Origin of the sequence: Kiloniella sp., assembly GCF_965205715.1 — a bacterium.
Taxonomy (GTDB): domain Bacteria; phylum Pseudomonadota; class Alphaproteobacteria; order Kiloniellales; family Kiloniellaceae; genus Kiloniella.
Genome location: NZ_CBDBHW010000013.1, coordinates 787,147 through 812,836 on the forward strand (window position 1 = coordinate 787,147; position 25,690 = coordinate 812,836).

Sequence of the window (25,690 nt, forward strand, 5' to 3'; positions counted from 1 at the left end):
ACAGGAAGAGCCGTATGAGTTGAGAGGCTCACGTACGGTTCTGTGAGAGCCTGAGGGTGCAACTCCCTCGGGCTACTCGACCAATTTCTCAAGGAAATGGAAAATTTCCCAAAGATGAATGATGATCAAAAAGCTTCATTTTATGAGTCTCTTGATGAGTTTGGAAAGCTGCCTGGCCGTGGCCATATAGCACAAACTATTCGTCTTAAAGGGCAACGAATTTCTAGGAAAGGTAATGAATCTAGAAATTTTCCTCGCACGATGTCAGATAATGAACTCCTGGAAGAAATTACTAAGAATTATCAAAACATTGATCAAGCAGAGAAGTATATTGAGTTATTAGAAATAAAACCGAAAAAATTTAAGGCCTCTAAAATTTTTAAAATTGGAAGAGAGTTTGCTGAGAAAATGGCAGTCGTGAATTTAAATCGTCAAAATAGTCAAAATAAGCGACTTTTTGTCGAATTTAATAGGAGGCCACATTTAGATTTTGGGGAAAATGAATCAAAAGTACTAAGGCTCTTCTCCGCTTTGTTGAGTAGATTTAGGATTTCAAATAGAGCATAGATTGATTATCTGGAATGGATGATTGTCTAATTTTGAGTTTGAAGTATTCGGTATCCTTGATGCCTCTGGCTCGCTTACGGATCATTCCTATACTGACATTACCAGCCTCTATCCTGGCGCTTGTGAGCTTGTGTTTGGCGTAGTTGCAGATGCCCACACAATGTTTCCGTAGGGATTTCGCGAACTTTTTTAGATAGAGCATCTGTGACTGATCTGCTATCAGGCACCAACGTTCCAGTTGCTCCGCCATCGCCTCAAATGAAGCGGCACTCCACAGCAGCTGAAGCTGTTCTTTCAAGACGTAAAGTGCATTCAGGTTGCTATTGCTCTCCAGCAACCTTTGCAGCTTGTCACTTTGTTTTTCACTCAACTTATCCGCATTTTTGAGCAACAGATAATGCGTCCCTTTCATCAACTCTTTACCACTTGGATCGGCCTTTCTGAACTCAAGTCGACGCTGATTATGGATAGCTTTGCTGTAGTTTTTCATGACGTGGAAACGGTCAAATACTATGTCGGCCAACGGCAAGGACTCTCTGACAGCCTTTTGGTAGGCAGGCCCCATATCCATCGCTACGGCCTTTATTTTGCAGGCTGTATCTGGTTGCAGTTGTTTCAAAAACCTTGAAAAAACCTCGGCAGTTCGGCCTGCTTCAACCCAGATCAGATGACCGCCAACCATATCGTAGACCACCGTCATGTAGTCATGACCTTTCGCCCGGGCAACTTCATCTACACCAATATATTCCAAGCCAGTTAGCTCTGCAGGATCAAGCGTAGGGAGAGTTTCAATAAGGTATGCCCTGTCGATATTCTTGACCGTTTCCCATCGTATATCCAAATGTCTGGAAACCGCTTGAATAGACATATGCCGACATAATCCACTGATCAGTCGGCAAAATCGGTGAGTGAAACGGCACCCTTTATCAACAAAATCACACCCCTCAATGCGGCGTTCGCCCTTGTTAATATAAACCTGCGCCAGCTCAATCTCGACCACACAAGGATACCCAAAAAGGGGGATGTCGTTTACTTGTCGGCGGACATGCTGGTTGATGCTTCCCTTCTGGCCTGTAGCAGGGTCTATAGCCCTCCTACGCGCGTCTCGGCTGCAGTGAATGACAATCTTAACACCGCCGTCATCCAGTTTAATTTCATTTACACGTTGCCCTTTGAGGCCTAAAATATGCTGCGAGATGTTGATTGTCATATACCTGCTCTATGTAAAGTTATCAGAAACCATACATATCAACAGGTTACTTGGCGGTCGGCATCTTTTTCTACTCAACAAAGCGGAGAAGAGCCAGTACTAAAGCAATTTTCTCTACCGAAATAAATGTAAAGCCAAAATCAATACAATCAATTTCTCAGAAAAAAGAAAATCCGAGCCTTACCGTATTTACGGTTATCAACTTCTTCAAAGTCTGGTGGTGGTGTGATGGTCTCTTTGGCGTCGGCTTCGGCTACGATAAGGGCGGTAGGGGCGATCCACCCTGCCTTGTCCAAAGCTGAAATTGCAGGATCGGTCAGGTTTTGATTGTAGGGTGCATCCATCATTATCAAAGAACAGGGATTAGCCGTCCTAGGTGGGAAAAGTGCGTCACCAGCGATAACCTGGGTTGATAATTGTTGTTTGAGTGTTTTGATATTGCTCTGGAGGGCTGTGAGGCTCTCTGGCGCCTTTTCTATAAAGGTAACGTGCTTGGCGCCCCGGGATAGAGCTTCAAGGCCAAGAGCACCAGTACCAGCAAAAACGTCGAGTACATGCTGGTCTACCAGTAGTCTACTTGTTCCCGAAGGAAGTAAGCCACGACTAACATCGCCCTGTAGCAGGATGTTAAAGAGTGATTCCCTTGTCCTGTCCAAAGTCGGGCGTGCCGTTTTGCCCTCAGGGCAGGTTAAAGGCCGCCCACGATGTCTGCCCCCAACAATCCTCATTTAACACCCCTCATGTTAAGAACGCTTGTTCAGGGGCATGGGTTTAGCTGGTTTACGTGTCTCTGGCTTTCCTTTTCCGGCAATTTTTTTTCGGCCAGGACCCGGTTTGCCTGATTTTAACGGCTTACCGTCTTTACCTGTTTTTACAGAAGCTTCAACAGGAGCTTCTTTGGGCAGGCCCAACTGGTCTCGAACCAATTTGTATGGGAGCTCTACAATCTCACCTTCGGGAATTTCTCCTAGCTGGAAAGGTCCGTAGGAAATTCGAATTAGGCGATTAACAATTAAACCAAGGTGTTCGCAAACACGTCGAATTTCGCGATTTTTACCTTCTTTCAAAGACATCGTCATCCAGGCGTTGGTTCTTGCCTGGTTACTGATTATCGCTTCAATCGGGGCGTAGTGTATGCCATCGATGGTCATGCCCTCTGCGAGAGCCTTGATATGATGTTCCTCGACCGTGCCATGGACACGGACGCGATAACGACGCGTCCAACCCGTGGCAGGGAGTTCCATTTTACGTTTGACTTCACCATCGTTGGTAAAGAGCAACAGGCCCTCTGAGTTGTAATCTAATCGACCAACAGGCTGCAGGCGCGGAAGATCTTTTGGTAATTTATCAAAGACTGTCGGGCGACCTTCGGGGTCACGTGCGGCGGTAATCTGTCCCTTTGGCTTATGGTATTTCCATAGACGGGCACGTTCAGCTTGGGGAAGAGGCTCACCATCGACAAGAATCGAGTTTTCTGGTCCGACGACAATGGCAGGTGATTCAAGTACTTTTCCATCAAGTATGACCCTGCCCTCTGCGATCCACCGTTCAGCGTCCCTTCGAGAACACAGCCCTGCACGCGCGATAACTTTTGCTATGCGCTCTTTCTTATCTGATACAGGTGCAGCTTCCACACGCTGATAAGTTGGTTGCTCATCCTTTGTTGAGGATGGCTTACCCTTTACAGGACGGTTACCAGCAGACTTAGAAGGCCTGCCTTTGGCGTTTGGTCCAGACTTGGGACGGTTCGGTCGAGGTGTCTTTGCGTTTGTCATGGCCGGAATGTATGCCCGTGTTGATCTCCTGTCTACTGTGAATAATACAAATGACCTATGCAATGAGCATTGGAGGCATCGAATACTTGACCTTGTACCGATTTCTACAGAGAGTCCGGAGTTATGAAAAAGGGTATCGAAGTCAAGTATTGCAAGAAGCCAGGTGAAGCCATGGCACTGGCGCTGATAGAAGCAGAAGCTGCGGCTAGGGCCGGGGAAGTACCTGTTGGTGCTGTAATCGTGGAAAGCCAGACAGGGAAAGTACTGGCGCGGTCTCACAATCGGGTGGAGAGAGATTGCGATCCAACGGCCCATGCGGAGCTTTTGGCAATAAGGGCTTTGGGAAAAGAATTAAAGAGCGCCAGAATGGGGGATTGTGACCTCTATGTTACGTTGGAACCTTGTCCTATGTGCGCTACGGCGATTTCTTTTGCTCGAATCAGGCGGGTTTATTACGGGGCCTATGATCCCAAAGGAGGAGGGGTCGATCATGGCCCTAGAGTATACGAGCACGAGACATGCCATCATCGACCTGAGGTCTATGGCGGCTTGAGTGAAGAGCCTTGTGCGTCTCTATTAAAATCATTTTTCCAAAAGCGCCGATAAAAAATGCGTCAAAAAAACCGCTGATTTCATCAACTAGCGGTTTTTTATTTTTTTATATGACCAAAGTAATTATCGAGCGAGTTCACGCCAGCCAATGTCGCGGCGGCAAAAACCTTCGGGCCAAGTAATTTTATCAACCGCTTGATATGCTTTTTGTTGAGCTTCCTTGATACCTGTGCCCAATGCCGTCACGCCTAAAACACGTCCGCCAATAGCTTGTAAACTACCATCAGAGCTTGTTGTTGTCCCCGCATGGAATACGGTAACCGCCGGGTCTTCGTTGGCGGCGTCGACGCCTGTAATAACGGTATTTTTGTCATAAGAGCCGGGATAACCCTTTGCAGCCATAACGACAAGGAGTGCTGTTTCGGCGTGCCAGTCTAATGATATCTGATCAACGCCGCCTTTTGCAGAGCCGAGAAGTGCTGGCAACAAATCTGATTTTAAACGCAGACAAAGCGCCTGACATTCTGGGTCACCAAACCGGACATTGTATTCAATCAATCGTGGGCCAGTATCTGTCAGCATTAGCCCTGCAAAGAGAACACCTTTGTAGGGATGACCTTCTGCTTTCATGCCTTCGATTGTAGGTTTGATGCAGCGGTCAATTACCTGCTGCTCTAGTTCCGGTGTAAGTACTGGAGCTGGCGAATAGGCACCCATGCCTCCCGTATTTGGTCCCGTATCGCCTTCGCCGACACATTTGTGATCTTGCGCTGAGGCTAAGGGGAGATAGTTTTCGCCATCGGTAAGAATAAAGTAGCTGACTTCTTCGCCTTGCATGAATTCTTCGATGACGACCTCTGCACCCGCTGCACCAAATGCGCGGCCGGACAAGGCTTCTTCGACAGCGGTATGAGCTTCTTCGAGTGTCATCGCGACAGTGACACCTTTACCAGCAGCAAGCCCGTCGGTTTTAATAACTATCGGGGCACCTTGCTGATCGAGATATTTTTTGGCTGGTTCTAGTTCGGTGAAGCGCTGATAACCAGCGGTTGGAATGTTATACTTGGCACAAAAGTCTTTCATAAAACCTTTGGAGCCTTCCATTTCAGCAGCTGCTGCTGATGGTCCAAAAGCAGGTATGTTGATTTCGTCTAGTCTGTCGACCAGGCCGTCAACAAGTTGTCCTTCTGGGCCAACAACAACAAACTCAATAGCGTTCTTTGATGCAAAGTCGACAATGCCATCAATATCTTCCGCTTTGATGGGCAGGCATTCAGCGACTTCAGAGATACCTGCATTGCCAGGGGCACAATAGAGTTTTTCGCAAAGCGGAGATTTGGCTATAGACCAACAGAGGGCGTGTTCACGGCCACCAGATCCAACAACGAGAATTTTCATTTTGTGCTCCCGAGCTTTAGGGGGTCAATTAATCTGGCAAGCTTATGCCCTATTCGTTCCGGGAAAGCCAGTCTCAGAAACAATAACAAACTGTATTTTTCTTGTTGGGTGCTGATTATTCAACTTTGGTCTGTCGACTTTCTTTGGGGCGGTGTTTAGGATGGTTCTCAATGAACGATCTATTTTCAAAACCACCCTCAGATCCAACTGCCGAACGCGGGACAAATGCGCCGGCGTTGAGTGTTAGTGAGATTTCAAGTTCGATTAAACGGGAGCTCGAAACCCGGTTTGATCGTGTTCGCGTACGTGGAGAAATTTCAGGACTTAAACGCGCCGGTTCTGGCCATATCTATATGTCACTAAAAGACGATAGTGCCGTCTTGAGTGTGATTTGTTGGCGAGGACAAGCAAGTAAACTCTCTGTTGAACCTCAAGATGGCTTAGAGGTTATCGTGACGGGGCGGATTACCAGTTATCCCGGCCGATCCAACTATCAAATCGTCATTGATAGTATGGAAATCGCGGGTGAGGGGGCATTGCTCAAACTCCTGGAGGAGCGAAAACGCAAGTTGACCTCTGAGGGGCTTTTTGCGGATGACAGAAAACGATTAATTCCGTTCCTCCCAGAAGTCATCGGGGTTGTAACCTCGCCGACGGGTGCGGTTATTCGGGATATAATGCACCGGTTATCTGATCGGTTCCCTCGCCGGGTTCTGGTTTGGCCAGTTCTTGTGCAAGGCAAGGGAGCTGCAGAGCAAATTGCTACGGCTATTGAAGGATTTAATGCCTTACAGCCGGGTGGTGATATTCCTAGGCCGGATACTTTGATCGTTGCCCGTGGCGGAGGGAGCCTCGAAGATCTCTGGGCCTTCAATGAAGAAATCGTTGTACGTGCCGCAGCTAACTCACAAATACCGCTACTTTCAGCTGTGGGACATGAAACAGATACCACGCTGATCGATTTTGCTTCCGATAAAAGGGCACCGACGCCAACAGCTGCTGCTGAGATGGCTGTTCCAGTTCGTGCAGAGCTAATTGGTGATGTACAAAATATTGGGCGTAGGATTTATACCGGGGCAAACAGACTTTTGAGCGAAAGACGGATGCAGGTTGAAGCTCTGTCACGCGGCCTGCCTGATCCAAGACGCTTGATTGAAGAGAAAATGCAACGACTGGATGATCGTGTTGAGCGGATGCGAAATGCCATGAAAGGTTATTTGCGGGCTCAGTCGTCTGGATTGTCAGAGCTTTCAGCACGTTTGCCTCATCCAAAACAGCAGATCTTGCTCGCCAATCATCAGCTTTTGGCGCTTAAAGACAGGCTGAATGCATCTGGTACTCAGCTTTTGCCCAGAAGACAACAAGAACTTGATCGTCTGGACGCCGGGCGTCGTATGGTTGCTGCAACAAACCTACGGATTGAGCGGTCAGGCAATGAATTGCGAGCACTCGATCGGGTTCTTGAAGGCGTTTCGTACAAGAATGTGTTGAAACGGGGCTTTTCTGTCGTTCGCGGAGAAGAGGGGAGTGTGCTTAATGCAAACGATATATCAGAGGGGACGCCGATACACATTGAGTTTGCAAATGATGCATTTGTTCAAGCTGTAGCAGGTAAGGAGAGTGGAGGTAATGGGCCTCCATCAAGTTCATCTTCTGGTAGTTCAGCGAAAAATCCCAAAAAGAAAAAAGCATCGAAGAAAGATACAGATACTGCCCAAGGGAGTTTATTGTGATCAGAGGATTTTTGTTCCTATTTGCTGCTGTTTTTTTTCTCGGGCAAAATGCATTTTCTGAAGAGATCGTATCGCTTAAAGGCGAGTTTGTTCAAGGTGGAGTTATCTTGGGTGAGGCTCCAGCGGGAACGAAAATTACCCTGAATGGTAATAATGTACGAGTTTCTGGGGATGGTTATTTCGTTTTTGGCTTCGGTCGCGATTCGGAAGGCCCCGTTTTATTGAAGATTAAAACTCCTGATGGGTCCGTCCAAACGAGAGAGCTACCCATAAAGAAACGGGATTACAATATTCAAAAAATAGAAGGAGTTGCCAAAAAATATGTCTCTCCTCCTAAAGAAGTCTCCGATAGGATAAGTCGAGATGCAGTTCTTGTGGCTGATGCACGTACCTCCAACTTTGATAAACCGATGTACGCAAAAGGTTTTGTTTGGCCAGCCCATGGGCGAATTTCTGGTGTCTATGGCAGCCAGCGTGTTTTTAACGGGGTGCCTAAACGACCTCATTTTGGAGTTGATGTCGCCGCTCCGATAGGGACGCCAATTACCGCACCAGCTGAAGGTATTGTTACTCTGGCTCACCCTGATCTCTATTATTCAGGTGGAACAGTGATCATTGATCATGGTCACGGGTTATCTTCGACTTTTTTGCATATGAAGTCGGTGACGGTAAAGGTGGGTGATGTCTTAGCACAAGGGGATCAGCTTGGCACTCTAGGGGCAACAGGACGCGTGACAGGGCCGCATTTGGATTGGCGTATGAATTGGTTTAAAGAACGGGTTGATCCGCAAACCCTTGTTGGCCCGATGTCTCAGTAATATTAAGTTGTTTCTTTGGCTCTTCTCCGCTTTGTTGAGTAGAAAAAGATGCCGACCGCCAAGTAACCTGTTGATATGTATGGTTTCTGATAACTTTACATAGAGCAGGTATATGACAATCAACATCTCGCAGCATATTTTAGGCCTCAAAGGGCAACGTGTAAATGAAATTAAACTGGATGACGGCGGTGTTAAGATTGTCATTCACTGCAGCCGAGACGCGCGTAGGAGGGCTATAGACCCTGCTACAGGCCAGAAGGGAAGCATCAACCAGCATGTCCGCCGACAAGTAAACGACATCCCCCTTTTTGGGTATCCTTGTGTGGTCGAGATTGAGCTGGCGCAGGTTTATATTAACAAGGGCGAACGCCGCATTGAGGGGTGTGATTTTGTTGATAAAGGGTGCCGTTTCACTCACCGATTTTGCCGACTGATCAGTGGATTATGTCGGCATATGTCTATTCAAGCGGTTTCCAGACATTTGGATATACGATGGGAAACGGTCAAGAATATCGACAGGGCATACCTTATTGAAACTCTCCCTACGCTTGATCCTGCAGAGCTAACTGGCTTGGAATATATTGGTGTAGATGAAGTTGCCCGGGCGAAAGGTCATGACTACATGACGGTGGTCTACGATATGGTTGGCGGTCATCTGATCTGGGTTGAAGCAGGCCGAACTGCCGAGGTTTTTTCAAGGTTTTTGAAACAACTGCAACCAGATACAGCCTGCAAAATAAAGGCCGTAGCGATGGATATGGGGCCTGCCTACCAAAAGGCTGTCAGAGAGTCCTTGCCGTTGGCCGACATAGTATTTGACCGTTTCCACGTCATGAAAAACTACAGCAAAGCTATCCATAATCAGCGTCGACTTGAGTTCAGAAAGGCCGATCCAAGTGGTAAAGAGTTGATGAAAGGGACACATTATCTGTTGCTCAAAAATGCGGATAAGTTGAGTGAAAAACAAAGTGACAAGCTGCAAAGGTTGCTGGAGAGCAATAGCAACCTGAATGCACTTTACGTCTTGAAAGAACAGCTTCAGCTGCTGTGGAGTGCCGCTTCATTTGAGGCGATGGCGGAGCAACTGGAACGTTGGTGCCTGATAGCAGATCAGTCACAGATGCTCTATCTAAAAAAGTTCGCGAAATCCCTACGGAAACATTGTGTGGGCATCTGCAACTACGCCAAACACAAGCTCACAAGCGCCAGGATAGAGGCTGGTAATGTCAGTATAGGAATGATCCGTAAGCGAGCCAGAGGCATCAAGGATACCGAATACTTCAAACTCAAAATTAGACAATCATCCATTCCAGATAATCAATCTATGCTCTATTTGAAATCCTAAATCTACTCAACAAAGCGGAGAAGTGCCATAAATTCGTTTGGAAATTGGTGTGCGTTAGAAGGCGTGGTGAAGCATACCTTCACTCACTTTCATTTTGAAATAACTGTATTGTGTGGAGAGTTGCTGATCGTGAAGTCTGAGATCGCAAAAGAGCTGGATGCTCGTTGGTATCATGAGGACGAATTTGATGCCCTTGCTTTGCCAACGGTGATGAAAAAGATATTGAAACACGCTGATTTCGTTGCTTAAGGCTGAACACAAAAAAGCCCGCATCATGCGGGCCTGATTTGTTGTTGATTGGAGCTTTTAGTTTGTCATCTCTGCGCGCACTTGTTGGCGAAGAACGTCGATAGATACTTCACGCCCTTCGGCATCCATATGCCAATATGTCCAGCCGTTACAGGCCGTTGCGCCTTGAACCATGGCGCCAACCTTATGGATGGATCCTTGGAAATCTTTCGAGATCAAGCTGCCGTCGGCACGGACCTTGGCTGAGAATTTTTTCTTTGGTCCGTAAAGGGTTGTTCCTGGTTCCAATAGCCCGCGTTCAAGTAGGGTTCCAAAAGGAATTCTCGGCTGTTCGCGCTTTTGTTCAATCGTTACGAGGTCAATATCGTCGAGCTGTTTGACTTGAGATATACGTTTTTTTGCAATTTTTACGTATTCTTCGTCTTGTTCAATGCCGATGTAACTTCGACCTAACCTTTTGGCGACGGCACCCGTAGTGCCCGTGCCGAAGAAGGGGTCTAAGATAACGTTTCCAGGCTTGGTCGACGACAGAATGACCCGGTGTAGGAGGGATTCCGGCTTTTGAGTGGGATGGGCTTTGTCGCCGTCGGTGTTTTTTAACCGCTCACCACCGTTGCAAATAGGTAAGAGCCAATCACTGCGCATTTGGATGTCGTCGTTGAGAGCCTTCATAGATTCATAGTTGAAGGTATATTTTGACGTTTTCGACTTTGCGACCCAAATCATGGTTTCGTGGGCATTGGTGAAACGGCGACCGCGGAAATTGGGCATCGGATTGGATTTGCGCCAGATGACATCGTTGAGCATCCAGTAATCCAAATTTTGCAGCAAGGCGCCAACGCGGTAGATGTTGTGATAACTACCAATGACCCAAAGTGTACCGTTGTCTTTTAGGACTCTACGCGCGGCTTGGAGCCATTTCCACGTGAACTCGTCATAAGCTCTGAAGCTATCGAATTTGTCCCAATCGTTATTAACGGCATCAACCTTGGAGTTGTCCGGACGTGTTAATTCACCTGCTAACTGCAGATTATACGGAGGATCCGCAAAGATCACATCAACCGACTTTTCGGGTAGGCTGTTCATGATCTCGACGCATTCACCGAGATGGACAACATTTTTCTTCACTAAGGTAGACTCCTCTTGACTCGAGTCCCCTATTTTGAGTCACCTTGGAGTCGCGGTCAAGTGATTTTTATCGCAAGAGTCAAGTAAAGAGTCATAAGAGTCAGTCGTTTAGCTCGAGTCGCTCTTTGATGGGACGAAATGTGCGACGATGAGCAGGAGTTACCCCAAGATCTAGTAGGGCGGCTCTGTGTTCAGCTGTTCCGTAGCCCTGATTTCTTTCCCAGCCGTATCCTGGGTATTGAATCGACAATTTCTGCATTTGATGGTCCCGATTCACTTTTGCGATGACCGACGCGGCCGCGATGGAGAGACTAATGCTGTCGCCTTTGACGATTGCTTTCGCTGGAATGGAGAGTTTGGGCAGGCGGTTGCCATCTATGAGGGCGGCATCAGGAGACAGGGGGAGGTCAGAGATGGCGCGTTGCATGGCAAGCATCGAAGCTTGAAGAATATTGATCTCATCGATTTCTTCAACGGAAGCTTCGCCTAATGCTATCTGTACAGTCCCTGTTTGATTTAACTCTTGTAAGGTTTCGTTGATGTAATGGCGTTTCTTGAGCGAGAGTTTTTTTGAATCATCGAGCATCGATCTCAATTTGCGTGGAATTTTCTTACGATCCAGCCAGGCTGCAGCTGCAACTACGGGGCCGGCCCAGGGGCCCCGACCAACTTCATCTGTACCAACTATTACGGCATTCTTGAGTTTGAGTTCCCTTTCAAACTTCTGCTCTCTCGAAAAATCAGGCATCTTTAGCAGCAGGGCTGGTCGTTTTGTCTGTTGCTTGCTCAGGGATATCTCGCGGAGGCTCGTCAGAAGTTTCGTTCTTGTTAGATCCTGGATTATCCCTTTTAAGCCATTTTCCAAGGACGCGCTGTAAGGCGCTTTCGGCAATCGTTGAAGAACGGATAATGGCGCCGACCTCAGGGCCATAGGTTAAGCGCATTGTTTCTGACCCAGAAGTAATCCCGAGTTGTGTTATTTGGTGTAGCCTTCTCGCCGTAAAAAGCCAAAACGGGCTGGTGAAAAGAGAGATTACTGTGACGGATACCACAAGGCGATAATCACTATCCTCGAGGACGCCTGCGCCAATCCCTAGAGCGGCTAATATGAATGAGAACTCACCAAGTTGGGCGAGGAGAGCGCCCGAAAGAAAAGCACGGGGCCAGGTTTCGCCAAGAAAGCGGATCAAAGTAATATTCAGAGCTGTTTTGAAAAGTGCAACAAAGAGAACCAGTAAGCAAACCAACCCTAAATTATTCCATATGTATCCAGCATCAAGAAGCATGCCGATGGACAAAAAGAACACCATAAGCAGGATGCTCTGGATGGGAGCTACTTGTTTTGACATCACCTTGTGGCTCGCCGAATTGCCGAGTATCAAGCCGGCCAAAAAAGCGCCGTATGCTGCTGATAAGCCGAGCAAACCGGATAAGGCCGAGGCGCCAAAACAAAACGCCATTCCGGCTAAAGGGGTGAGATCTTCGTTGTCGCCAATTGCGCGGGCAAAGGGAATTTGCAGTCCACGTTTTTTGCTCAGGAAAACAAAGAGAACCGCGAGTAGGGCAATGGATATGCCGACTTTAACAAAGGCGTCACTGCCAATGCCACCTTCATTTCCAAATGAGCTAACGAATAGCATCATCGGCACGACAGCTAAGTCTTGAGCAATTAAAATGCCAATAGTGACTTGGCCTATGCGAGTGTTGTATTCGTTGATTTCCTGCAGCATTTTAACTGCAACAGCGGTGCTGGAAAGGGCAAAAACAAAGCCGAAAAACAGGCTTAGTTCCAGACTCCAGTTCATCAGTTGCCCCAAGGCTATCATGCCGCCAATGCCAACACCTATTTGCGCGGCGGTGGTAATCACGGCAACCTTCCAGACTTCCTTAATGCCGCGAAGGGAGAGATTCATGCCGATGACAAACAGCAGCATGAGAACCCCGAGCTCAGCGAGAGTGGAAATATTGTCCCGGTTTTCAACAAGACCCAAGCCACTTGGACCGAGGAGTACACCGGCAAGGATGTAACCTAATACAGGGGGTTGCTTGAAACTGCGCATGGCTATGCCACAGGCCAAAGCGCCTAATACGACAATCGCGAGGCCTGTAAGGCTACCACTATGATCTTGCATGTATATTCTTTACCACAAATGGAATTTTCAGAAAAACGAACCTGGATTTCAGTTTATCAGTCAGATTTGTGGCCAAATTTTGAACAAATGCCGGGCTAAATTCGGGATTATATTTGGCCGGTTAGCTTGGTAAATGCTCTTGAAGTCTGGGCATTAACTCTACCAGATTACAGGGGCGATGACGGTTGTCCAGCTGCGAGCGAAGGATTTCGCCCCATCCGTCTTTACAGGCAGAAGGTGAGCCTGGTAGGGCAAAGAGGTAGGTGCCTTTAGCCACGCCACCGATAGCACGGCTTTGCATGGTAGAGGTGCCAATCTTGGCGTAACTAATCCAGCGGAATAGTTCCCCGAAGCCTTCAATCTCTTTTTCCATAACCGCTTTTATGGCTTCTGGCGTTGTGTCACGCCCGGTAACCCCTGTGCCACCAGTCGTGATGACCACATCTATATTAGCGTCATTAATGAGTTTGTTTAGTGCGTCAACAAGATCAGGTAAATCGTCTTTGATAATGGAACGAGATGCGATGTGATGTCCGTCTTCTTTTATCATTTTGTCCAGAACGTTACCCGATTTGTCGTCGGCCGCAGTACGCGTATCTGAAACAGTGATAACGGCAATATTTACAGGAAGAAAATGGCGGGATTCATCTAGCTTTGGCATTTTCGGCGAGGTCCGATCCTGAAGTGTTCTTGAGGTTGTCCTGGGATTCATACTGGGGCCATTGCCCAGCTGCAAGTGTATCTAGTGAAGGGGAGTACTGTTGCAATCTTGCGCGATAAATCCAAAGGTTTGTAAGAACGCGTTCAATGAAAAGTCTGGTTTCTCTGGATGGAAGGCTCTCGATAAAAAGGAGCGGGTCATCATTGTAGGTAATTTTCCGTTCCCATTTTCCCAAGTTGCCAGGACCGCCATTGTAGGCCGTCGCCAATTTAAACAGATCACCTTCAACATAATTATGATTCAGAAGATACTCGATATATTTTTGGCCGAGCTCTAGATTTAAGGACGGATCAAATAACTGATTACGAGCTTTTCCTCTAAAGCTACGGTCCTTTGCAATATAATTCGCGGTTTGGGGCATCAGTTGGAGGAGACCGCGAGCCCCATCCGGGCTTTTGGCCTTTGGATTAAAAGATGATTCCTGGCGCATAAAGGCAAACACAAGTGCGCGATCAATTTCAAAACCGCCATTTGGTTCCCATTTCGGAATGGGGTAGAGGGCTGCATCGATCACGCCTCTGTTTGTCGAGGGAGGTTGTTGCTCTTTTTTCTCTTCGGCAGCTAGTCTTGCCCCTAATCTGAATGCCAGTCCGGGCATTCCCGCTTGCTCGGTCAGAGTAATGAAAGCCTGAATTTCGTTTCCATCGAGGCTGCCAATTAATCTTTTGAGCTCTTGTTGTGCTTCTTTACGGTTTCCCATTTGAAGAAGTGCCATGGCGCGGCGACTAGAGGCATGGCTTTGCAGGGTTTTGGTTGTGACTTCATTTAGTATCTGAGAGTTGTCATCAAATATTAAATCAAGTCCAAGGGCTCTTCGGGCGAGAATACCATAAAAGGTTCGTGGATATTCGGCAGCTGAGTAGAGAAATTTACTCACGTTTTGTGGAGATTTGAGTTTTAAGTTGGCGCGAGCGGCCCAATATGCTCCTGCTGAACGCATCCAGCCATTTGCTCTGCTGGCCTGCGATAATTTGCTGAAGTGTTCTCTAGCTTTTTCAATTTTCCCTAAACGCCAAGCGGCAAGACCTGCAATCCAGTCTGCGGAGGGAACGTACTTTCTGGATTGGGTTGCTTTAGCTGCGAAATTATAAGCTTTTTTATCTTTGTTGTAATAATACCAAGCAGCAGCAAGTCGCGAATAGGTCTCATTGATTTCAATCGGATCAAGGAGCTTTTTGGCCTTGGCGCTTTTTAACGCATCTTCGGTAATTGAAAGTCGAGTGTTGAGGATGTTCCGTTTGAGTTGAGCTTTAAATCGACGTGCTTTCTTTTGGTCAGCCTTCGTTAGTTTTTTGCCTGAGCGATAGCTGAAGTTTTTCCCGTGAGCTCTGTAAGCTGCACTTTTAAAGCGAATGGGGCGTTTGGGACGCGTATGATTTTTTGGGCGACGCTGCAAGGCGAGTTTATAGATGATCTCAGCCTGAGGGTGATCCGCGTAGTCGGCGAGCCAGCTTTTTAGTTCTTTATATTTGGAGCGGTAGGCCGTGGGATGTAAATATTTTTGAGCCTGTACGTGCCCGAGCAGTATCTTATCTTCAAGCTGATCTATTTTCTTTTGCGCATCCTTCCAACGACCTTGTTCTTGGAGTGCGAAGATCTTCTTGTAAAGACTGAGATCTTGTTCACTCAACTGGTCGATACGAATAGTTTCGTGCTTTGTTGCTGTGGATTCGAGGATTGGTTTGATTCGATCAGAAACAGATGTTGATGCAGTGGCATTGTTAGAGAGAGAAACAATTCCGACATCCAAAAAAACGGCACCCAGGAAGAGGGCGAATGTAATTGAACTTGAAAGAAATAAGTGCCGTACCGTCATCGTGTGAAAATTATCCTCAAAAACTTTGCGAATTTCGTAGTTATTGGGCCCCCATTAACCACGATCAAATTAGTTAATTGCCCTGGTTTGAGCAATACCTAGGCTGCAAATCAAAAATTTGCTTTGTATATTAGATACATCACCTGCCCTTACGAAAAAGTGAAGATCTTGGTTGCTGGATTCTTAGTGTTAATAAATCTGGAGATAACGTTCAGAGATTAACCTGCGTTTAACTGTTTTTTTATGGCGCGTAAATCTAGCCATGCCAAGGCTTTTTGGCGGGGGGTGTTGAGAAGCATATGAGGGGGGAAAGTTGATATCATCTTGGCCGTAGTTGAGCCGTCGGGGGTTGTGTAGTCACTCCATTTTCCCCTTTGACGTAGCAGGGAGGCGTCGGGATCGGTAAAGCTTCTGAGCGTTGTTTCCCCAAGTAACATCAAAGCCTTTGGTTTTATTAAGGAAATTTGCCTGTCAATAAAGGGTTTGCAGTAGGCGAGGTCATTGGTGGTTGGTTTTTTGTCACCAGGGGGGCGCCAGAAAACAGATGAAGTTAAATAAACCTGCTCCAAAGTTAGCCCTATTGATTTGAGCATGTTGCTCAGAAGGATACGATTTAATCCCGCTACGGTTTTTCCTTCACGGTCTTCATCTGCACGGGGGGCTCCCATGATTATCATGAGTTCAGCTGTTTCCGAACCTTCATTTAGTACAGTGTTAATAGCTGTTTTCTTTAGGGGACAGCCTTCAAAACTTTGAAGGGCACTGGCAAGCTCGGAGAGATTGTTTGCTCCCGCAGCTAGATTATTCGCTTCGGCAAGAGTTTTTTGAAGCGACTGGAGAGCTCTCTTTGCTGGGGTGGGTTTCGTTGGTGCGAGTTTTTTCGCTGCTGATTGTTGCAGCAAAGCCTTGGACTGGGCTGCTTTTTCAATAACCTCTTGCGTGAGGGCGTAGCTATCTACTGCTACCTCTTCAGTGGCTTCATCCGCGCCAAATGATAGCTGCCACTCCAAGGCTGCTAATAGTTCGTCGCGAGTCCAGTCTTCAGTCGTCATATCGTTCATTCGTGCAACACCTGATGCAATAAATTATCCTCTTAAATCGGACGCCTTATTACCAGTGTTCATAAAGCAAAGTGGAAAGATGTTCCATATAATGTTTGGATAATGTTTGGCTAATATTAGGGCTGATTTATATTTTATCATTGGCAGGTTATCCCCAATTAGTCCTGATCAGTGCAAAATCGCAAATCCTGTTCGTATTTTTTGATCCTTCAGTGTCGTTATTGTTAAATTGCTGCAACGCGAAAAATTCTATAAATTGCCTTGAGATATCACAGATAAAAAATAATTTTATCTAGAGGCAAATAAAAATGTGGTCATTTGTTGAATTTTGTTGAATTCTTGTGGCTTCATTTGGTTTTATGATAAGCGATAGTATAAGTCGCACAAATCTAGGCAGGAATTGGAGAGAAGGCTTTGGAACGCGAATTTATGGAATACGACGTCGTTATTGTTGGAGCAGGCCCTGCGGGTTTGGCTGCTGCGATCAAATTGCGTCAGTTGTCAGCTGAAACTGGAAAAGAAGTTTCAGTCTGTGTCCTGGAAAAGGGCTCCGAAGTCGGAGCGCATATATTTTCGGGTGCCGTTTTTGAACCGCGTGCTCTTGATGAGTTGATTCCGGATTGGAAGGAAAAAGGCGCTCCTCTGAACGCCCCTGTCTCGGATGAAAAATTCATGTTGTTGAGCGAGAAAGGCTCTCGCGAAATTCCTGTAGGTCTTCTTCCTGGACAAATGCACAACGATGGCAATTATGTCATTTCCCTCGGAAACCTGTGCCGCTGGCTCGGCGAACGCGCTGAAGAATTAGGCGTTGAAATTTACCCAGGTTTTGCTGCCGCAGAAGTCGTCTATCACGAAGACGGACGTGTAAAAGGTGTTGCCACCGGTGATATGGGTGTTGGTAAAACGGGTGAACAGAAAGATTCTTATATGCCGGGCATGGAGCTGCACGGTAAATACACTTTCTTTGCCGAGGGCTGCCGGGGATCTCTCAGCAAAGGGTTGATGGAAAAGTTCAACCTCAGAGAAAATTCAGACCCACAGACCTATGGTATCGGCATGAAAGAGCTATGGGAACTCGATCCTGCTAAACACAAACCCGGAACAGTTATACATACTGCTGGCTGGCCGATGAAAAGTGACACCTGGGGTGGCTCATTCATTTATCACTTGGAAAATGGCCAAGCTTATGTTGGTTACGTTGTCGGCCTGGATTATGAAAATCCTCATCTATTCCCCTTTGGCGAATTTCAACGATTTAAAATGCATCCCGCTATTGCTGAAATGCTCGAAGGCGGCAAACGGATTTCCTATGGTGCGCGCGCACTAAATGAAGGTGGATTGCAGTCAGTTCCTGATTTAGCTTTTCCTGGTGGTGCACTTATTGGCTGCTCGGCTGGCTTCTTGAACGTAGCGAAAATCAAGGGCAGTCACAATGCAATGAAGACTGGCATGTTGGCTGCTGAAAGTGCTTTTTCGGCCGTAACAGATAGTGGTGATGAAGCAACACCTGCCGTGTTGGAGAGCTATCCAGAAGCATACAAAAAATCATGGGTTTATGAAGAACTCTACGCATCGCGTAATTTCCGCCCAGCTTTTAGCAAGTTTGGCCTTTGGGGCTCCATGCTTTATGCAGGTATCGATCTAAAAGTGTTTGGCGGAAAATTACCTTGGACTTTCCATCACAAGCATCATGATCATGAATGTCTGAAGCCTGCTGCGGAAATGCCAAAAATTGACTATCCTAAGCCTGACGGCAAGATCTCCTTTGATCGTTTGTCCTCAGTGTTTATCTCTGGCACCAACCACGAAGAAGATCAGCCTTGTCATCTGACATTGAAAGATGCTTCGGTGCCGATCAATCATAATCTGGCGATATATGACGCTCCAGAGCAACGGTTCTGTCCTGCCGGAGTTTATGAGATCGTTCGCGATGATGATGGAAACAACCCGCAATTACAAATTAATGCCCAGAACTGCGTTCACTGTAAGACCTGTGACATTAAGGACCCTACTCAGAATATTAACTGGGTAACTCCTGAAGGTGCTGGCGGACCCAATTATCCTAATATGTAATGTTTTGTTTGTGAAAACAGGAAATCAGCCCAGCTTTTGACAAGCTGGGCTGATTTTTTTTGGGGTCAGTAACTTTATCTTGTGCAACAGGTACTTGGCGTGACGGTTGTAGAGAGGTAGACTGAATTCAATTATCGTCAGGCGAAGAGGAGGATGATTTGCCTCGCCATGGCTCCGTGCTCGTAAAAAGTAATATTCGTAGATTCTTGGCTCTTGCTGGAACAGCTCTTGTTTTAAGCGCTTGTTCTGCTTCGAAAAGTGAATCAGATACAACGGCTACTTCGGCAACCAATGATGCCAACTACCCCTTGATTAGCCAGTATAGCTCTCCTTCTGGTACTTATTTAGCAGGAATAGTTGCGGGTCATAATCGCGACTATTCGGTTGCTGCAGATCTTATGTTACATGCTTTGGAGGCTTCGCACGAAGACCCGCGTCTCCTTGCAAGATCATTCTTACTCACTGCGAGTGTTGGGCGTGATCGTGAAACAATGGACTTGTCAGCTCGATTGCTCGCGGTTTCTCCTGATCAAGCCTTAGCTCATCTTGTACTTCTGATCGATGCTGTAAAACGTGAAGATTGGGACGAAGTGCAAGAGAGAATCGACGCGGCGCCAAAGGTCGGTATTAATACTGTACTGCAACCGATGTTCTCGGCTTGGGCTGATCTTGCCAAAAACGATTTGGATAAAGCTCTTTTAAACCTTGAACCTCTATCCCAAAAAGACGGTTTTAAAACTCTCTATGGTATTCAAATTGCCTTGCTTAAAGATTTGGGCGGGAGACCAGGTGCGGCTAAAAACGATTATCTTAAGATATTGAGTGCAACTGAACAGCCAACCTTACGCCAGGTAAATATCGTTGCTGACTTTTTGAATAGGCAAGGTGACAAAGACGCCGCAACCGGGCTACTCGAGACCTATTTGCAAGCGGATCCAGAGAACGCTATTGCGACCCAAGCTTTAGATAGGTTGACGTCAGGAGGAGAGCTTGAGCGGGTCATCAGTAAACCTGGAGATGCCTTTGCAGAAATCTTGTTTGGATTTGCCAGCTTACATGCCCAAGAGAAAGCCTATGACACGGGGTTAGTCTACGCTAATCAGGCCCTTAAATTACGTCCCGAATATGAAGAGGCAAAAATTCTCGTTGGAGAAATTATGCAAACTCAGGGTCGTAGCCGTGATGCTATTGCGCTCTATAAAACGATTCCGTTGCAGTCCCCTTACGCTTGGACAGTGGGGCTTCGGATCGCCGATGAGATGGATGCTCTGGGTTTGGAAGCTGAAACTCTGGAAACTTTGGAACAACTTGCTACTTTGAGACCAGAGAGATTTGAGCCACATCTGCGCAAGGGGAACTTGCTTCGTGCCTCTGAAAAATATGCAGCAGCTGCGCAATCCTATGATCAGGCCATCAAACGAATAGATGAGAAAGATTCTCGTTATTGGTCTCTATTTTATTTCAGGGGAATTGCTTTCGAACGTACAAAAAATTGGCCGAAAGCCGAAGCTGATTTCCTTAAAGCTTTAGAGCTTTCTCCTGATCAACCGCACGTTTTGAATTATCTAGCTTACTCCTGGGTTGAGTTACAAAAAAACTTACCTGAAGCCGAGCAGATGCTTGTTAAGGCCGTAGAGTTACGCCCTGATGATGGTTATGTCGTCGACAGTCTCGGTTGGGTGTATTATCAGCTTGGTAAGTATGAGAACGCTGTCGAGTATCTGGAGCGTGCCATCGAATTAAAGGCTGAAGATCCAGTCATCAACGATCATTTAGGTGATGCTTATTGGAGAGTCGGGCGTCATCATGAAGCGCGTTTCCAGTGGCGCCGCGCCCTTAGTTTTGATCCGGAAGAAGAACAGGTCGAGCTGATTAAATCAAAAATTGATAAAGGTATAATTTCTTCTGGGACGGATATCTGATTAGGATTACGACCAACTGTTATGGAAAGAATTACTGAACACGCACCTGCAAAGATTAATTTGACTTTGCAGGTGACAGGGCGTCGTAACGATGGCTATCACCTACTGAGAAGCCTTGTGGGCTTTGGCGAGGTGGGTGACGTTATTCATTTTACCCCTTCTGATGAGTTTTCCCTGCACGTCTCTGGCCCGTTCGCCAAAGAGTTGGAGAATGCCAATCCAGAAAACAACCTTGTCCTCCGTGCTGCTCGTTCTCTCGCACATCTTTGCGGTGTAGAGCGCGGTGCGGAGCTTCATTTGACGAAAAATCTCCCGGTTGCCTCTGGTATCGGTGGTGGGTCGGCTGATGCGGCTGCTACGTTGCGAGGCCTTGCGCGGTTATGGGCGATCAAGGATTTAGCCGATGAGAAGTATCAAGATTTAGCCTTAAGCCTAGGTGCTGATGTCCCTGTTTGCCTTGATAGCAAGTGTGCCTGGATGGAAGGTATTGGTGATCAGCTAAGTGTGGGGCCGAGTCTTCCTATACTTCATGGCGTTCTGCTCAATCCTGGCGTGGCTGTATCTACACCTGATATTTTTAACAGGCTCAAGGGCCGGTTTTCTTCTAAGATTCACCAGCCAAGTGGATTTTCGTCACTAGATGATTTTAGGGCTTATTTGACCCTGGCGGGCAATGATCTACAGAAACCAGCTTGTGAACTGGAGCCTGTAATAACTGCGGCCCTTGGGCAACTTCAAGTACAAGGGAGTTGTGTTTACTCTGGGATGTCTGGAAGCGGCGCAACATGTTTTGGCCTTTTTGATTCTGCTGAACATGCGGAAACTGCTGCCGCTGCCATCAAATTGGAGCATCCGGATTGGTGGGTTGTTCCCACTGCCATTAATTCAAAACACTAGTTTAAAAGCCCAAATCACTATGGAATAGGATCGGGCTCTTATTCTATTTTGAGAAGCTCTTCTACCGCTTTGAGATCGACAAGAAGATCAGGTGTCGGGCGACCATCTACCTGAAGCCCAGAGATTTCTTGAAACAGGCTAATGGCTGCTACTGCATCATGATCGATGTCACCATCAATGTTTCCAGGATCAAGGTTGAGGCTTGAGAGAAGGGTCTCTATTTCCTTCAATTGTTCTACCCGCATACCATATGGAGAACTGGCATTCGGATTTGGTGTGCCAACAACTTGAACAGAAGGAGACTTTGTTGTTGCTTGTTCTTCCTCATCCATTGGGTCGTTGCCCTTAAGGAAGATAAAAAGCACTCCAAGAAATAATACAGCCGCAACTGTGGCCATCTTTGTAATAGATTTCCCTTTGCGCTGACGTGGCATCACAACATTTTCAGGTTTTGCTGTGAGTGGCTTTGCTGTTTTCTTGTTGTCTTTGTCTTTCTGTACTTTTTCTTTAGCAGTGGCCGTTTTTGTCGCGGTTAAATCTAATGTATTTTGGCTTTCGGGGTTTTTCGCGTCAATTTTAGCGGCCTTTGAGACTTTGACCGTTTTCTTGCTACTAGGTTTTACCACGGACTTTTTAGCAACAGGATCTTTTGTCGATTTTATTTTTCGATTCGTGGCTGTGGTTTTATTTGTAGCAGGCGTCGTTTTTTTTGTCCCGGCCGTCGATTTTGGCTTGGCGGGTACTTTTTTCTCAGCAGATTTGCGGCTGGCAGGTTTCCCGTCATCTGACTTGAGCTTATCTTCGCTCATAAATTTCAGTTCCCTGTTAACTCTATTTCGGCGTTTGGAAAGGCTTGAATTGCCTTCATTGAATTGCCCTAAATGGCAGGTTTTGACCGATTATCCTAGTGAAGTGAAGCATAGGATACTCAATATCAGGGCAATGGGTAAAGCAATCTGGTTTAAAAGAGGTAAATATCTGCTGTTAAGAAGAAAAATTTCTTCAAAAAAGAAAATTATTTTTTTAGCTTTAACCCATTGACTTCCTCAGATCTCACGCTATTTTCTCACCCACAAATGATGGGACGTCGCCAAGTGGTAAGGCACCGCTTTTTGGTAGCGGCATTCGCAGGTTCGAATCCTGCCGTCCCAGCCAAAGTAAAAGACTCCTTCGGGGGTCTTTTTCTTTTTGTGCTCCATTTTCCTATTCTTTCGATATCAGTTTTAAGTCTTTAGGTTTGGCTTTCTTCAGGAGTTTGATCTGGGCGGTGGTATCTCATCCTAACTGTGTTAGTCTTTTGCCGATATTTTATTAAAATACTTCTGGGGAAGAGCGAACTAATGTCTGCAAAATACAAGGTTGTTCCATTTTCTGGATTACCCGATTATTCCGAGGAAGAAATGGCAGAGCGCAGTACTGATTTCCTCCGGTTGATGGAGGGACGCCGAACGATCAGAGATTTCTCTTCAAAGCCTGTCGCAAGAGAAGTTATTGAAAATGCGGTACGCACAGCTGGCCTTGCACCCTCTGGTGCAAATAAACAGCCATGGCATTTTGTGATTGTCAGTAATCCTGAGTTAAAGCGTAAAATCCGGGAGGCCGCTGAAGTTGAGGAACAAGAGTTTTATGCTGGCAAGGCTGGTAAACAATGGCTTAAGGATTTAGAGCCGCTCGGAACTGATCCTAAGAAGCCGTTTTTAGAAGTTGCCCCATACCTGATTGTTGTCTTTCAGCAAAACTACGATATGGATCCAACTACCGGAGATAAAATTAAACACTATTACATCCAGGAATCGGTGGGGCTCGCCAGTGGTTTTTTAATCACAGCGCTACACAACTCTGGTTTGGCGACCTTGACCCATACACCGAGCCCTATGGGCTTCCTAAGAGATATTCTTGGCCGACCTAAACATGAAAAGCCTGTTATGATAATCGTGACCGGGCATTCCGCAAAAAATGCATCGGTACCAGAGGAAGCCCTGAACAAAAAAGACTTGGACGTAACGACAAGTTGGTTTGAATAAACTTGTCGTAGAGGCTAAGCCTTAACTGTGGTAAGCGCGTCATGTGTCAACTTGGACAGGCTGGATATCTGCTTTCCCTGGCCATCGAAGTTTGCCGGTGCGAGCCAGGTTTTAAAGGCGTCTTCGATTGCTGGCCATTCACTGTCGAGGATTGAAAACCAGGCTGTGTCCCGATTGCGGCCTTTGACCACACCTGCTTGGCGAAATGTGCCCTCATATGTAAAACCAAGGCGTAATGCAGCTGCCTTCGATCCTTCGTTCAGGGCGTTGCATTTCCACTCATAACGCCGATAACCAAGTTCTGAAAAGGCTCGGCGCATCATTAAAAACATAGGCTCTTCTCCGCTTTGTTGAGTAGAAAAAGATGCCGACCGCCAAGTAACCTGTTGATATGTATGGTTTCTGATAACTTTACATAGAGCAGGTATATGACAATCAACATCTCGCAGCATATTTTAGGCCTCAAAGGGCAACGTGTAAATGAAATTAAACTGGATGACGGCGGTGTTAAGATTGTCATTCACTGCAGCCGAGACGCGCGTAGGAGGGCTATAGACCCTGCTACAGGCCAGAAGGGAAGCATCAACCAGCATGTCCGCCGACAAGTAAACGACATCCCCCTTTTTGGGTATCCTTGTGTGGTCGAGATTGAGCTGGCGCAGGTTTATATTAACAAGGGCGAACGCCGCATTGAGGGGTGTGATTTTGTTGATAAAGGGTGCCGTTTCACTCACCGATTTTGCCGACTGATCAGTGGATTATGTCGGCATATGTCTATTCAAGCGGTTTCCAGACATTTGGATATACGATGGGAAACGGTCAAGAATATCGACAGGGCATACCTTATTGAAACTCTCCCTACGCTTGATCCTGCAGAGCTAACTGGCTTGGAATATATTGGTGTAGATGAAGTTGCCCGGGCGAAAGGTCATGACTACATGACGGTGGTCTACGATATGGTTGGCGGTCATCTGATCTGGGTTGAAGCAGGCCGAACTGCCGAGGTTTTTTCAAGGTTTTTGAAACAACTGCAACCAGATACAGCCTGCAAAATAAAGGCCGTAGCGATGGATATGGGGCCTGCCTACCAAAAGGCTGTCAGAGAGTCCTTGCCGTTGGCCGACATAGTATTTGACCGTTTCCACGTCATGAAAAACTACAGCAAAGCTATCCATAATCAGCGTCGACTTGAGTTCAGAAAGGCCGATCCAAGTGGTAAAGAGTTGATGAAAGGGACACATTATCTGTTGCTCAAAAATGCGGATAAGTTGAGTGAAAAACAAAGTGACAAGCTGCAAAGGTTGCTGGAGAGCAATAGCAACCTGAATGCACTTTACGTCTTGAAAGAACAGCTTCAGCTGCTGTGGAGTGCCGCTTCATTTGAGGCGATGGCGGAGCAACTGGAACGTTGGTGCCTGATAGCAGATCAGTCACAGATGCTCTATCTAAAAAAGTTCGCGAAATCCCTACGGAAACATTGTGTGGGCATCTGCAACTACGCCAAACACAAGCTCACAAGCGCCAGGATAGAGGCTGGTAATGTCAGTATAGGAATGATCCGTAAGCGAGCCAGAGGCATCAAGGATACCGAATACTTCAAACTCAAAATTAGACAATCATCCATTCCAGATAATCAATCTATGCTCTATTTGAAATCCTAAATCTACTCAACAAAGCGGAGAAGTGCCAAAACATAGCTTCAGTCGCTACAATGCTTTTCTGTAAGGTTGGGGAGTAGTTGATATGGCCGACTTCTATCGACCCTGCGGTTGGAGTGATCCTAAGATAACTAGCAACCCCCAGGGCCTTATTACTGGCCTTATCAATTATTACGAAAAATAAGGGGTCAGATTTCCCGGCTACACTCTTTACCCACCCTTTATATTCATCAAAACTTTCAAAAGGCCAGTAAGGTAAATAGCCCCATATTTCTCCTCTTGTGTCACGGCTGTTTGCTTTATAAAGATCTTGAGAGTGTTTTTCTGGATCAAGAACTTCTAATCGCGTGTGTAATCCTTCTACTGAGGTCAAAGGAGGGAGAGGGCGCTCATTCCAGTTTTTAACGGGAGCACCAATGGGTTGGCCGTTTTCGTTTGTGTACATAATTTTTACCTGTATGACTGAACTTCAAGGCATTAAGTCATGAATTGGTTCTGTCAATAAGGGCCAATTGTGTATATCTCAAGGGGCCGATTTATACTGCCTCTTGAAATACATATTTATACTCTCAGTTGGACCCGTTTCTAAGAAGTGTAAAACAGCGTGTCGT

At 46.5% G+C, this 25,690-nt stretch carries 24 protein-coding genes and 1 tRNA gene; 12 read left to right on the forward strand and 13 right to left on the reverse strand.

The features are described 5' to 3' along the window. Positions 1-114 precede the first annotated feature (114 nt). On the forward strand, positions 115-567 hold the full coding sequence (locus ACOGW3_RS15050; RefSeq protein WP_419903733.1) for a hypothetical protein: 453 nt from the start codon (positions 115-117) through the stop codon (positions 565-567). On the opposite strand, the gene ACOGW3_RS15055 is transcribed toward ACOGW3_RS15050, so the two are convergent. The 3 genes from ACOGW3_RS15055 to ACOGW3_RS15065 form a co-directional block, all read right to left on the reverse strand. Next, positions 545-1,777 carry an ISL3 family transposase gene (locus ACOGW3_RS15055; protein WP_419901077.1) on the reverse strand — a complete coding sequence of 411 codons (1,233 nt, stop codon included), beginning with the start codon at positions 1,775-1,777 and terminating at the stop codon, positions 545-547. The two genes, ACOGW3_RS15050 and ACOGW3_RS15055, sit on opposite strands and share 23 nt — an antisense overlap. 149 nt (positions 1,778-1,926) lie before the next feature. Next, the gene (rsmD, locus tag ACOGW3_RS15060) at positions 1,927-2,505 is read right to left on the reverse strand and encodes a 16S rRNA (guanine(966)-N(2))-methyltransferase RsmD (RefSeq protein ID WP_419903734.1); all 579 of its coding nucleotides are present in this window, start codon (positions 2,503-2,505) and stop codon (positions 1,927-1,929) included. 15 nt (positions 2,506-2,520) lie between these two features. Then, entirely contained in the window at positions 2,521-3,552 is a 1,032-nt protein-coding gene (locus tag ACOGW3_RS15065; protein WP_419903735.1) for a pseudouridine synthase, read from the reverse strand. A 123-nt stretch (positions 3,553-3,675) separates the two neighbouring features. Here ACOGW3_RS15065 and ACOGW3_RS15070 point away from each other — a divergent pair, with 123 nt between their 5' ends. Continuing rightward, a complete protein-coding gene (locus tag ACOGW3_RS15070; protein ID WP_419903736.1) occupies positions 3,676-4,158 on the forward strand; it encodes a nucleoside deaminase in 483 nt (160 codons plus the stop codon). A 69-nt stretch (positions 4,159-4,227) separates the two neighbouring features. Here ACOGW3_RS15070 and purD read toward each other — a convergent pair whose 3' ends face one another. After that, positions 4,228-5,502: a phosphoribosylamine--glycine ligase gene (gene purD / locus ACOGW3_RS15075; RefSeq protein WP_419903737.1), complete on the reverse strand. Its 1,275-nt coding sequence runs from the start codon at positions 5,500-5,502 to the stop codon at positions 4,228-4,230. A 170-nt stretch (positions 5,503-5,672) separates the two neighbouring features. On the opposite strand from purD, the gene xseA reads away from it, so the two are divergent. The 4 genes from xseA (at position 5,673) to ACOGW3_RS15095 (ending at position 9,647) form a co-directional block, all read left to right on the forward strand. After that, on the forward strand, positions 5,673-7,235 hold the full coding sequence (xseA, locus tag ACOGW3_RS15080; protein ID WP_419903738.1) for an exodeoxyribonuclease VII large subunit: 1,563 nt from the start codon (positions 5,673-5,675) through the stop codon (positions 7,233-7,235). Next, the gene (locus tag ACOGW3_RS15085; RefSeq protein ID WP_419903739.1) at positions 7,232-8,053 is read left to right on the forward strand and encodes a M23 family metallopeptidase; all 822 of its coding nucleotides are present in this window, start codon (positions 7,232-7,234) and stop codon (positions 8,051-8,053) included. The genes xseA and ACOGW3_RS15085 overlap by 4 nt, the downstream gene beginning before the upstream one ends. Positions 8,054-8,165: 112 nt before the next feature. After that, positions 8,166-9,398, forward strand: a complete 1,233-nt coding sequence (locus ACOGW3_RS15090) for an ISL3 family transposase (RefSeq protein WP_419901077.1) — start codon at positions 8,166-8,168, stop codon at positions 9,396-9,398. A 27-nt stretch (positions 9,399-9,425) separates the two neighbouring features. Continuing rightward, positions 9,426-9,647 carry an NUDIX domain-containing protein gene (locus ACOGW3_RS15095; RefSeq protein ID WP_419904065.1) on the forward strand — a complete coding sequence of 74 codons (222 nt, stop codon included), beginning with the start codon at positions 9,426-9,428 and terminating at the stop codon, positions 9,645-9,647. A 57-nt stretch (positions 9,648-9,704) separates the two neighbouring features. Here ACOGW3_RS15095 and ACOGW3_RS15100 read toward each other — a convergent pair whose 3' ends face one another. The 6 genes from ACOGW3_RS15100 to ACOGW3_RS15125 all read right to left on the reverse strand — a co-directional run bounded on the left by ACOGW3_RS15100 (position 9,705) and on the right by ACOGW3_RS15125 (position 16,505). After that, entirely contained in the window at positions 9,705-10,733 is a 1,029-nt protein-coding gene (locus ACOGW3_RS15100; protein ID WP_419903740.1) for a site-specific DNA-methyltransferase, read from the reverse strand. Positions 10,734-10,875: 142 nt separating this feature from the next. After that, entirely contained in the window at positions 10,876-11,523 is a 648-nt protein-coding gene (locus tag ACOGW3_RS15105; RefSeq protein WP_419903741.1) for a ribonuclease HII, read from the reverse strand. Continuing rightward, positions 11,516-12,835, reverse strand: coding sequence for a cation:proton antiporter (locus ACOGW3_RS15110; RefSeq protein ID WP_419903742.1), 1,320 nt, complete (start codon positions 12,833-12,835; stop codon positions 11,516-11,518). Before ACOGW3_RS15110 ends, ACOGW3_RS15105 begins: the two co-directional genes overlap by 8 nt. A gap of 193 nt (positions 12,836-13,028) precedes the next feature. Further along, on the reverse strand, positions 13,029-13,568 hold the full coding sequence (gene moaB / locus ACOGW3_RS15115; protein ID WP_419903743.1) for a molybdenum cofactor biosynthesis protein B: 540 nt from the start codon (positions 13,566-13,568) through the stop codon (positions 13,029-13,031). After that, positions 13,552-15,444 (reverse strand): lytic transglycosylase domain-containing protein, encoded by a 1,893-nt coding sequence (locus tag ACOGW3_RS15120; protein WP_419903744.1) that lies wholly within the window; start codon positions 15,442-15,444, stop codon positions 13,552-13,554. The genes moaB and ACOGW3_RS15120 overlap by 17 nt, the downstream gene beginning before the upstream one ends. A gap of 218 nt (positions 15,445-15,662) precedes the next feature. After that, positions 15,663-16,505, reverse strand: a complete 843-nt coding sequence (locus ACOGW3_RS15125; protein ID WP_419903745.1) for a uracil-DNA glycosylase — start codon at positions 16,503-16,505, stop codon at positions 15,663-15,665. A gap of 414 nt (positions 16,506-16,919) precedes the next feature. Here ACOGW3_RS15125 and ACOGW3_RS15130 point away from each other — a divergent pair, with 414 nt between their 5' ends. The 3 genes from ACOGW3_RS15130 (at position 16,920) to ACOGW3_RS15140 (ending at position 21,397) form a co-directional block, all read left to right on the forward strand. Then, positions 16,920-18,578, forward strand: a complete 1,659-nt coding sequence (locus ACOGW3_RS15130; protein WP_419903746.1) for an electron transfer flavoprotein-ubiquinone oxidoreductase — start codon at positions 16,920-16,922, stop codon at positions 18,576-18,578. A 206-nt stretch (positions 18,579-18,784) separates the two neighbouring features. Next, complete coding sequence (locus tag ACOGW3_RS15135; protein ID WP_419903747.1) at positions 18,785-20,500, forward strand: tetratricopeptide repeat protein; 1,716 nt, start codon at positions 18,785-18,787, stop codon at positions 20,498-20,500. Between the two features lie 21 nt (positions 20,501-20,521). Then, positions 20,522-21,397, forward strand: a complete 876-nt coding sequence (locus tag ACOGW3_RS15140; protein ID WP_419903748.1) for a 4-(cytidine 5'-diphospho)-2-C-methyl-D-erythritol kinase — start codon at positions 20,522-20,524, stop codon at positions 21,395-21,397. Positions 21,398-21,435: 38 nt separating this feature from the next. On the opposite strand, the gene ACOGW3_RS15145 is transcribed toward ACOGW3_RS15140, so the two are convergent. Then, on the reverse strand, positions 21,436-22,206 hold the full coding sequence (locus tag ACOGW3_RS15145; RefSeq protein WP_419903749.1) for a peptidoglycan-binding protein: 771 nt from the start codon (positions 22,204-22,206) through the stop codon (positions 21,436-21,438). Positions 22,207-22,477: 271 nt separating this feature from the next. Between ACOGW3_RS15145 and ACOGW3_RS15150 the strand changes: the two genes are divergently transcribed. After that, positions 22,478-22,552 (forward strand) — tRNA-Gln (locus tag ACOGW3_RS15150). A gap of 185 nt (positions 22,553-22,737) precedes the next feature. Further along, positions 22,738-23,421 carry a nitroreductase family protein gene (locus ACOGW3_RS15155; protein ID WP_419903750.1) on the forward strand — a complete coding sequence of 228 codons (684 nt, stop codon included), beginning with the start codon at positions 22,738-22,740 and terminating at the stop codon, positions 23,419-23,421. Between the two features lie 14 nt (positions 23,422-23,435). On the opposite strand, the gene ACOGW3_RS15160 is transcribed toward ACOGW3_RS15155, so the two are convergent. Continuing rightward, on the reverse strand, positions 23,436-23,753 hold the full coding sequence (locus ACOGW3_RS15160; protein WP_419903751.1) for a GNAT family N-acetyltransferase: 318 nt from the start codon (positions 23,751-23,753) through the stop codon (positions 23,436-23,438). Positions 23,754-23,849: 96 nt separating this feature from the next. On the opposite strand from ACOGW3_RS15160, the gene ACOGW3_RS15165 reads away from it, so the two are divergent. After that, positions 23,850-25,082, forward strand: coding sequence for an ISL3 family transposase (locus ACOGW3_RS15165; RefSeq protein WP_419901077.1), 1,233 nt, complete (start codon positions 23,850-23,852; stop codon positions 25,080-25,082). Here ACOGW3_RS15165 and ACOGW3_RS15170 read toward each other — a convergent pair. Next, positions 25,060-25,524: a GNAT family N-acetyltransferase gene (locus ACOGW3_RS15170; protein WP_419903752.1), complete on the reverse strand. Its 465-nt coding sequence runs from the start codon at positions 25,522-25,524 to the stop codon at positions 25,060-25,062. The genes ACOGW3_RS15165 and ACOGW3_RS15170 overlap by 23 nt on opposite strands. Between the last annotated feature and the right edge of the window lie 166 nt (positions 25,525-25,690).

What these genes read in the sequence shown, in the direction of transcription:
- ACOGW3_RS15100 (WP_419903740.1), bottom strand. Translation starts at nt 10,733, where the DNA reads ATGAACAGCCTACCCGAAAAGTCGGTTGATGTGATCTTTGCGGATCCT.
- ACOGW3_RS15165 (WP_419901077.1), top strand. Translation starts at nt 23,850, where the DNA reads ATGACAATCAACATCTCGCAGCATATTTTAGGCCTCAAAGGGCAACGT.
- ACOGW3_RS15065 (WP_419903735.1), bottom strand. Translation starts at nt 3,552, where the DNA reads ATGACAAACGCAAAGACACCTCGACCGAACCGTCCCAAGTCTGGACCA.
- ACOGW3_RS15110 (WP_419903742.1), bottom strand. Translation starts at nt 12,835, where the DNA reads ATGCGCAGTTTCAAGCAACCCCCTGTATTAGGTTACATCCTTGCCGGT.
- xseA (WP_419903738.1), top strand. Translation starts at nt 5,673, where the DNA reads ATGAACGATCTATTTTCAAAACCACCCTCAGATCCAACTGCCGAACGC.
- ACOGW3_RS15070 (WP_419903736.1), top strand. Translation starts at nt 3,676, where the DNA reads ATGAAAAAGGGTATCGAAGTCAAGTATTGCAAGAAGCCAGGTGAAGCC.
- ACOGW3_RS15120 (WP_419903744.1), bottom strand. Translation starts at nt 15,444, where the DNA reads ATGACGGTACGGCACTTATTTCTTTCAAGTTCAATTACATTCGCCCTC.
- ACOGW3_RS15140 (WP_419903748.1), top strand. Translation starts at nt 20,522, where the DNA reads ATGGAAAGAATTACTGAACACGCACCTGCAAAGATTAATTTGACTTTG.
- ACOGW3_RS15105 (WP_419903741.1), bottom strand. Translation starts at nt 11,523, where the DNA reads ATGCCTGATTTTTCGAGAGAGCAGAAGTTTGAAAGGGAACTCAAACTC.
- ACOGW3_RS15050 (WP_419903733.1), top strand. Translation starts at nt 115, where the DNA reads ATGAATGATGATCAAAAAGCTTCATTTTATGAGTCTCTTGATGAGTTT.
- ACOGW3_RS15170 (WP_419903752.1), bottom strand. Translation starts at nt 25,524, where the DNA reads ATGTACACAAACGAAAACGGCCAACCCATTGGTGCTCCCGTTAAAAAC.
- ACOGW3_RS15125 (WP_419903745.1), bottom strand. Translation starts at nt 16,505, where the DNA reads ATGAACGATATGACGACTGAAGACTGGACTCGCGACGAACTATTAGCA.
- rsmD (WP_419903734.1), bottom strand. Translation starts at nt 2,505, where the DNA reads ATGAGGATTGTTGGGGGCAGACATCGTGGGCGGCCTTTAACCTGCCCT.
- ACOGW3_RS15160 (WP_419903751.1), bottom strand. Translation starts at nt 23,753, where the DNA reads ATGTTTTTAATGATGCGCCGAGCCTTTTCAGAACTTGGTTATCGGCGT.
- ACOGW3_RS15055 (WP_419901077.1), bottom strand. Translation starts at nt 1,777, where the DNA reads ATGACAATCAACATCTCGCAGCATATTTTAGGCCTCAAAGGGCAACGT.
- ACOGW3_RS15090 (WP_419901077.1), top strand. Translation starts at nt 8,166, where the DNA reads ATGACAATCAACATCTCGCAGCATATTTTAGGCCTCAAAGGGCAACGT.
- ACOGW3_RS15155 (WP_419903750.1), top strand. Translation starts at nt 22,738, where the DNA reads ATGTCTGCAAAATACAAGGTTGTTCCATTTTCTGGATTACCCGATTAT.
- moaB (WP_419903743.1), bottom strand. Translation starts at nt 13,568, where the DNA reads ATGCCAAAGCTAGATGAATCCCGCCATTTTCTTCCTGTAAATATTGCC.
- ACOGW3_RS15145 (WP_419903749.1), bottom strand. Translation starts at nt 22,206, where the DNA reads ATGAGCGAAGATAAGCTCAAGTCAGATGACGGGAAACCTGCCAGCCGC.
- purD (WP_419903737.1), bottom strand. Translation starts at nt 5,502, where the DNA reads ATGAAAATTCTCGTTGTTGGATCTGGTGGCCGTGAACACGCCCTCTGT.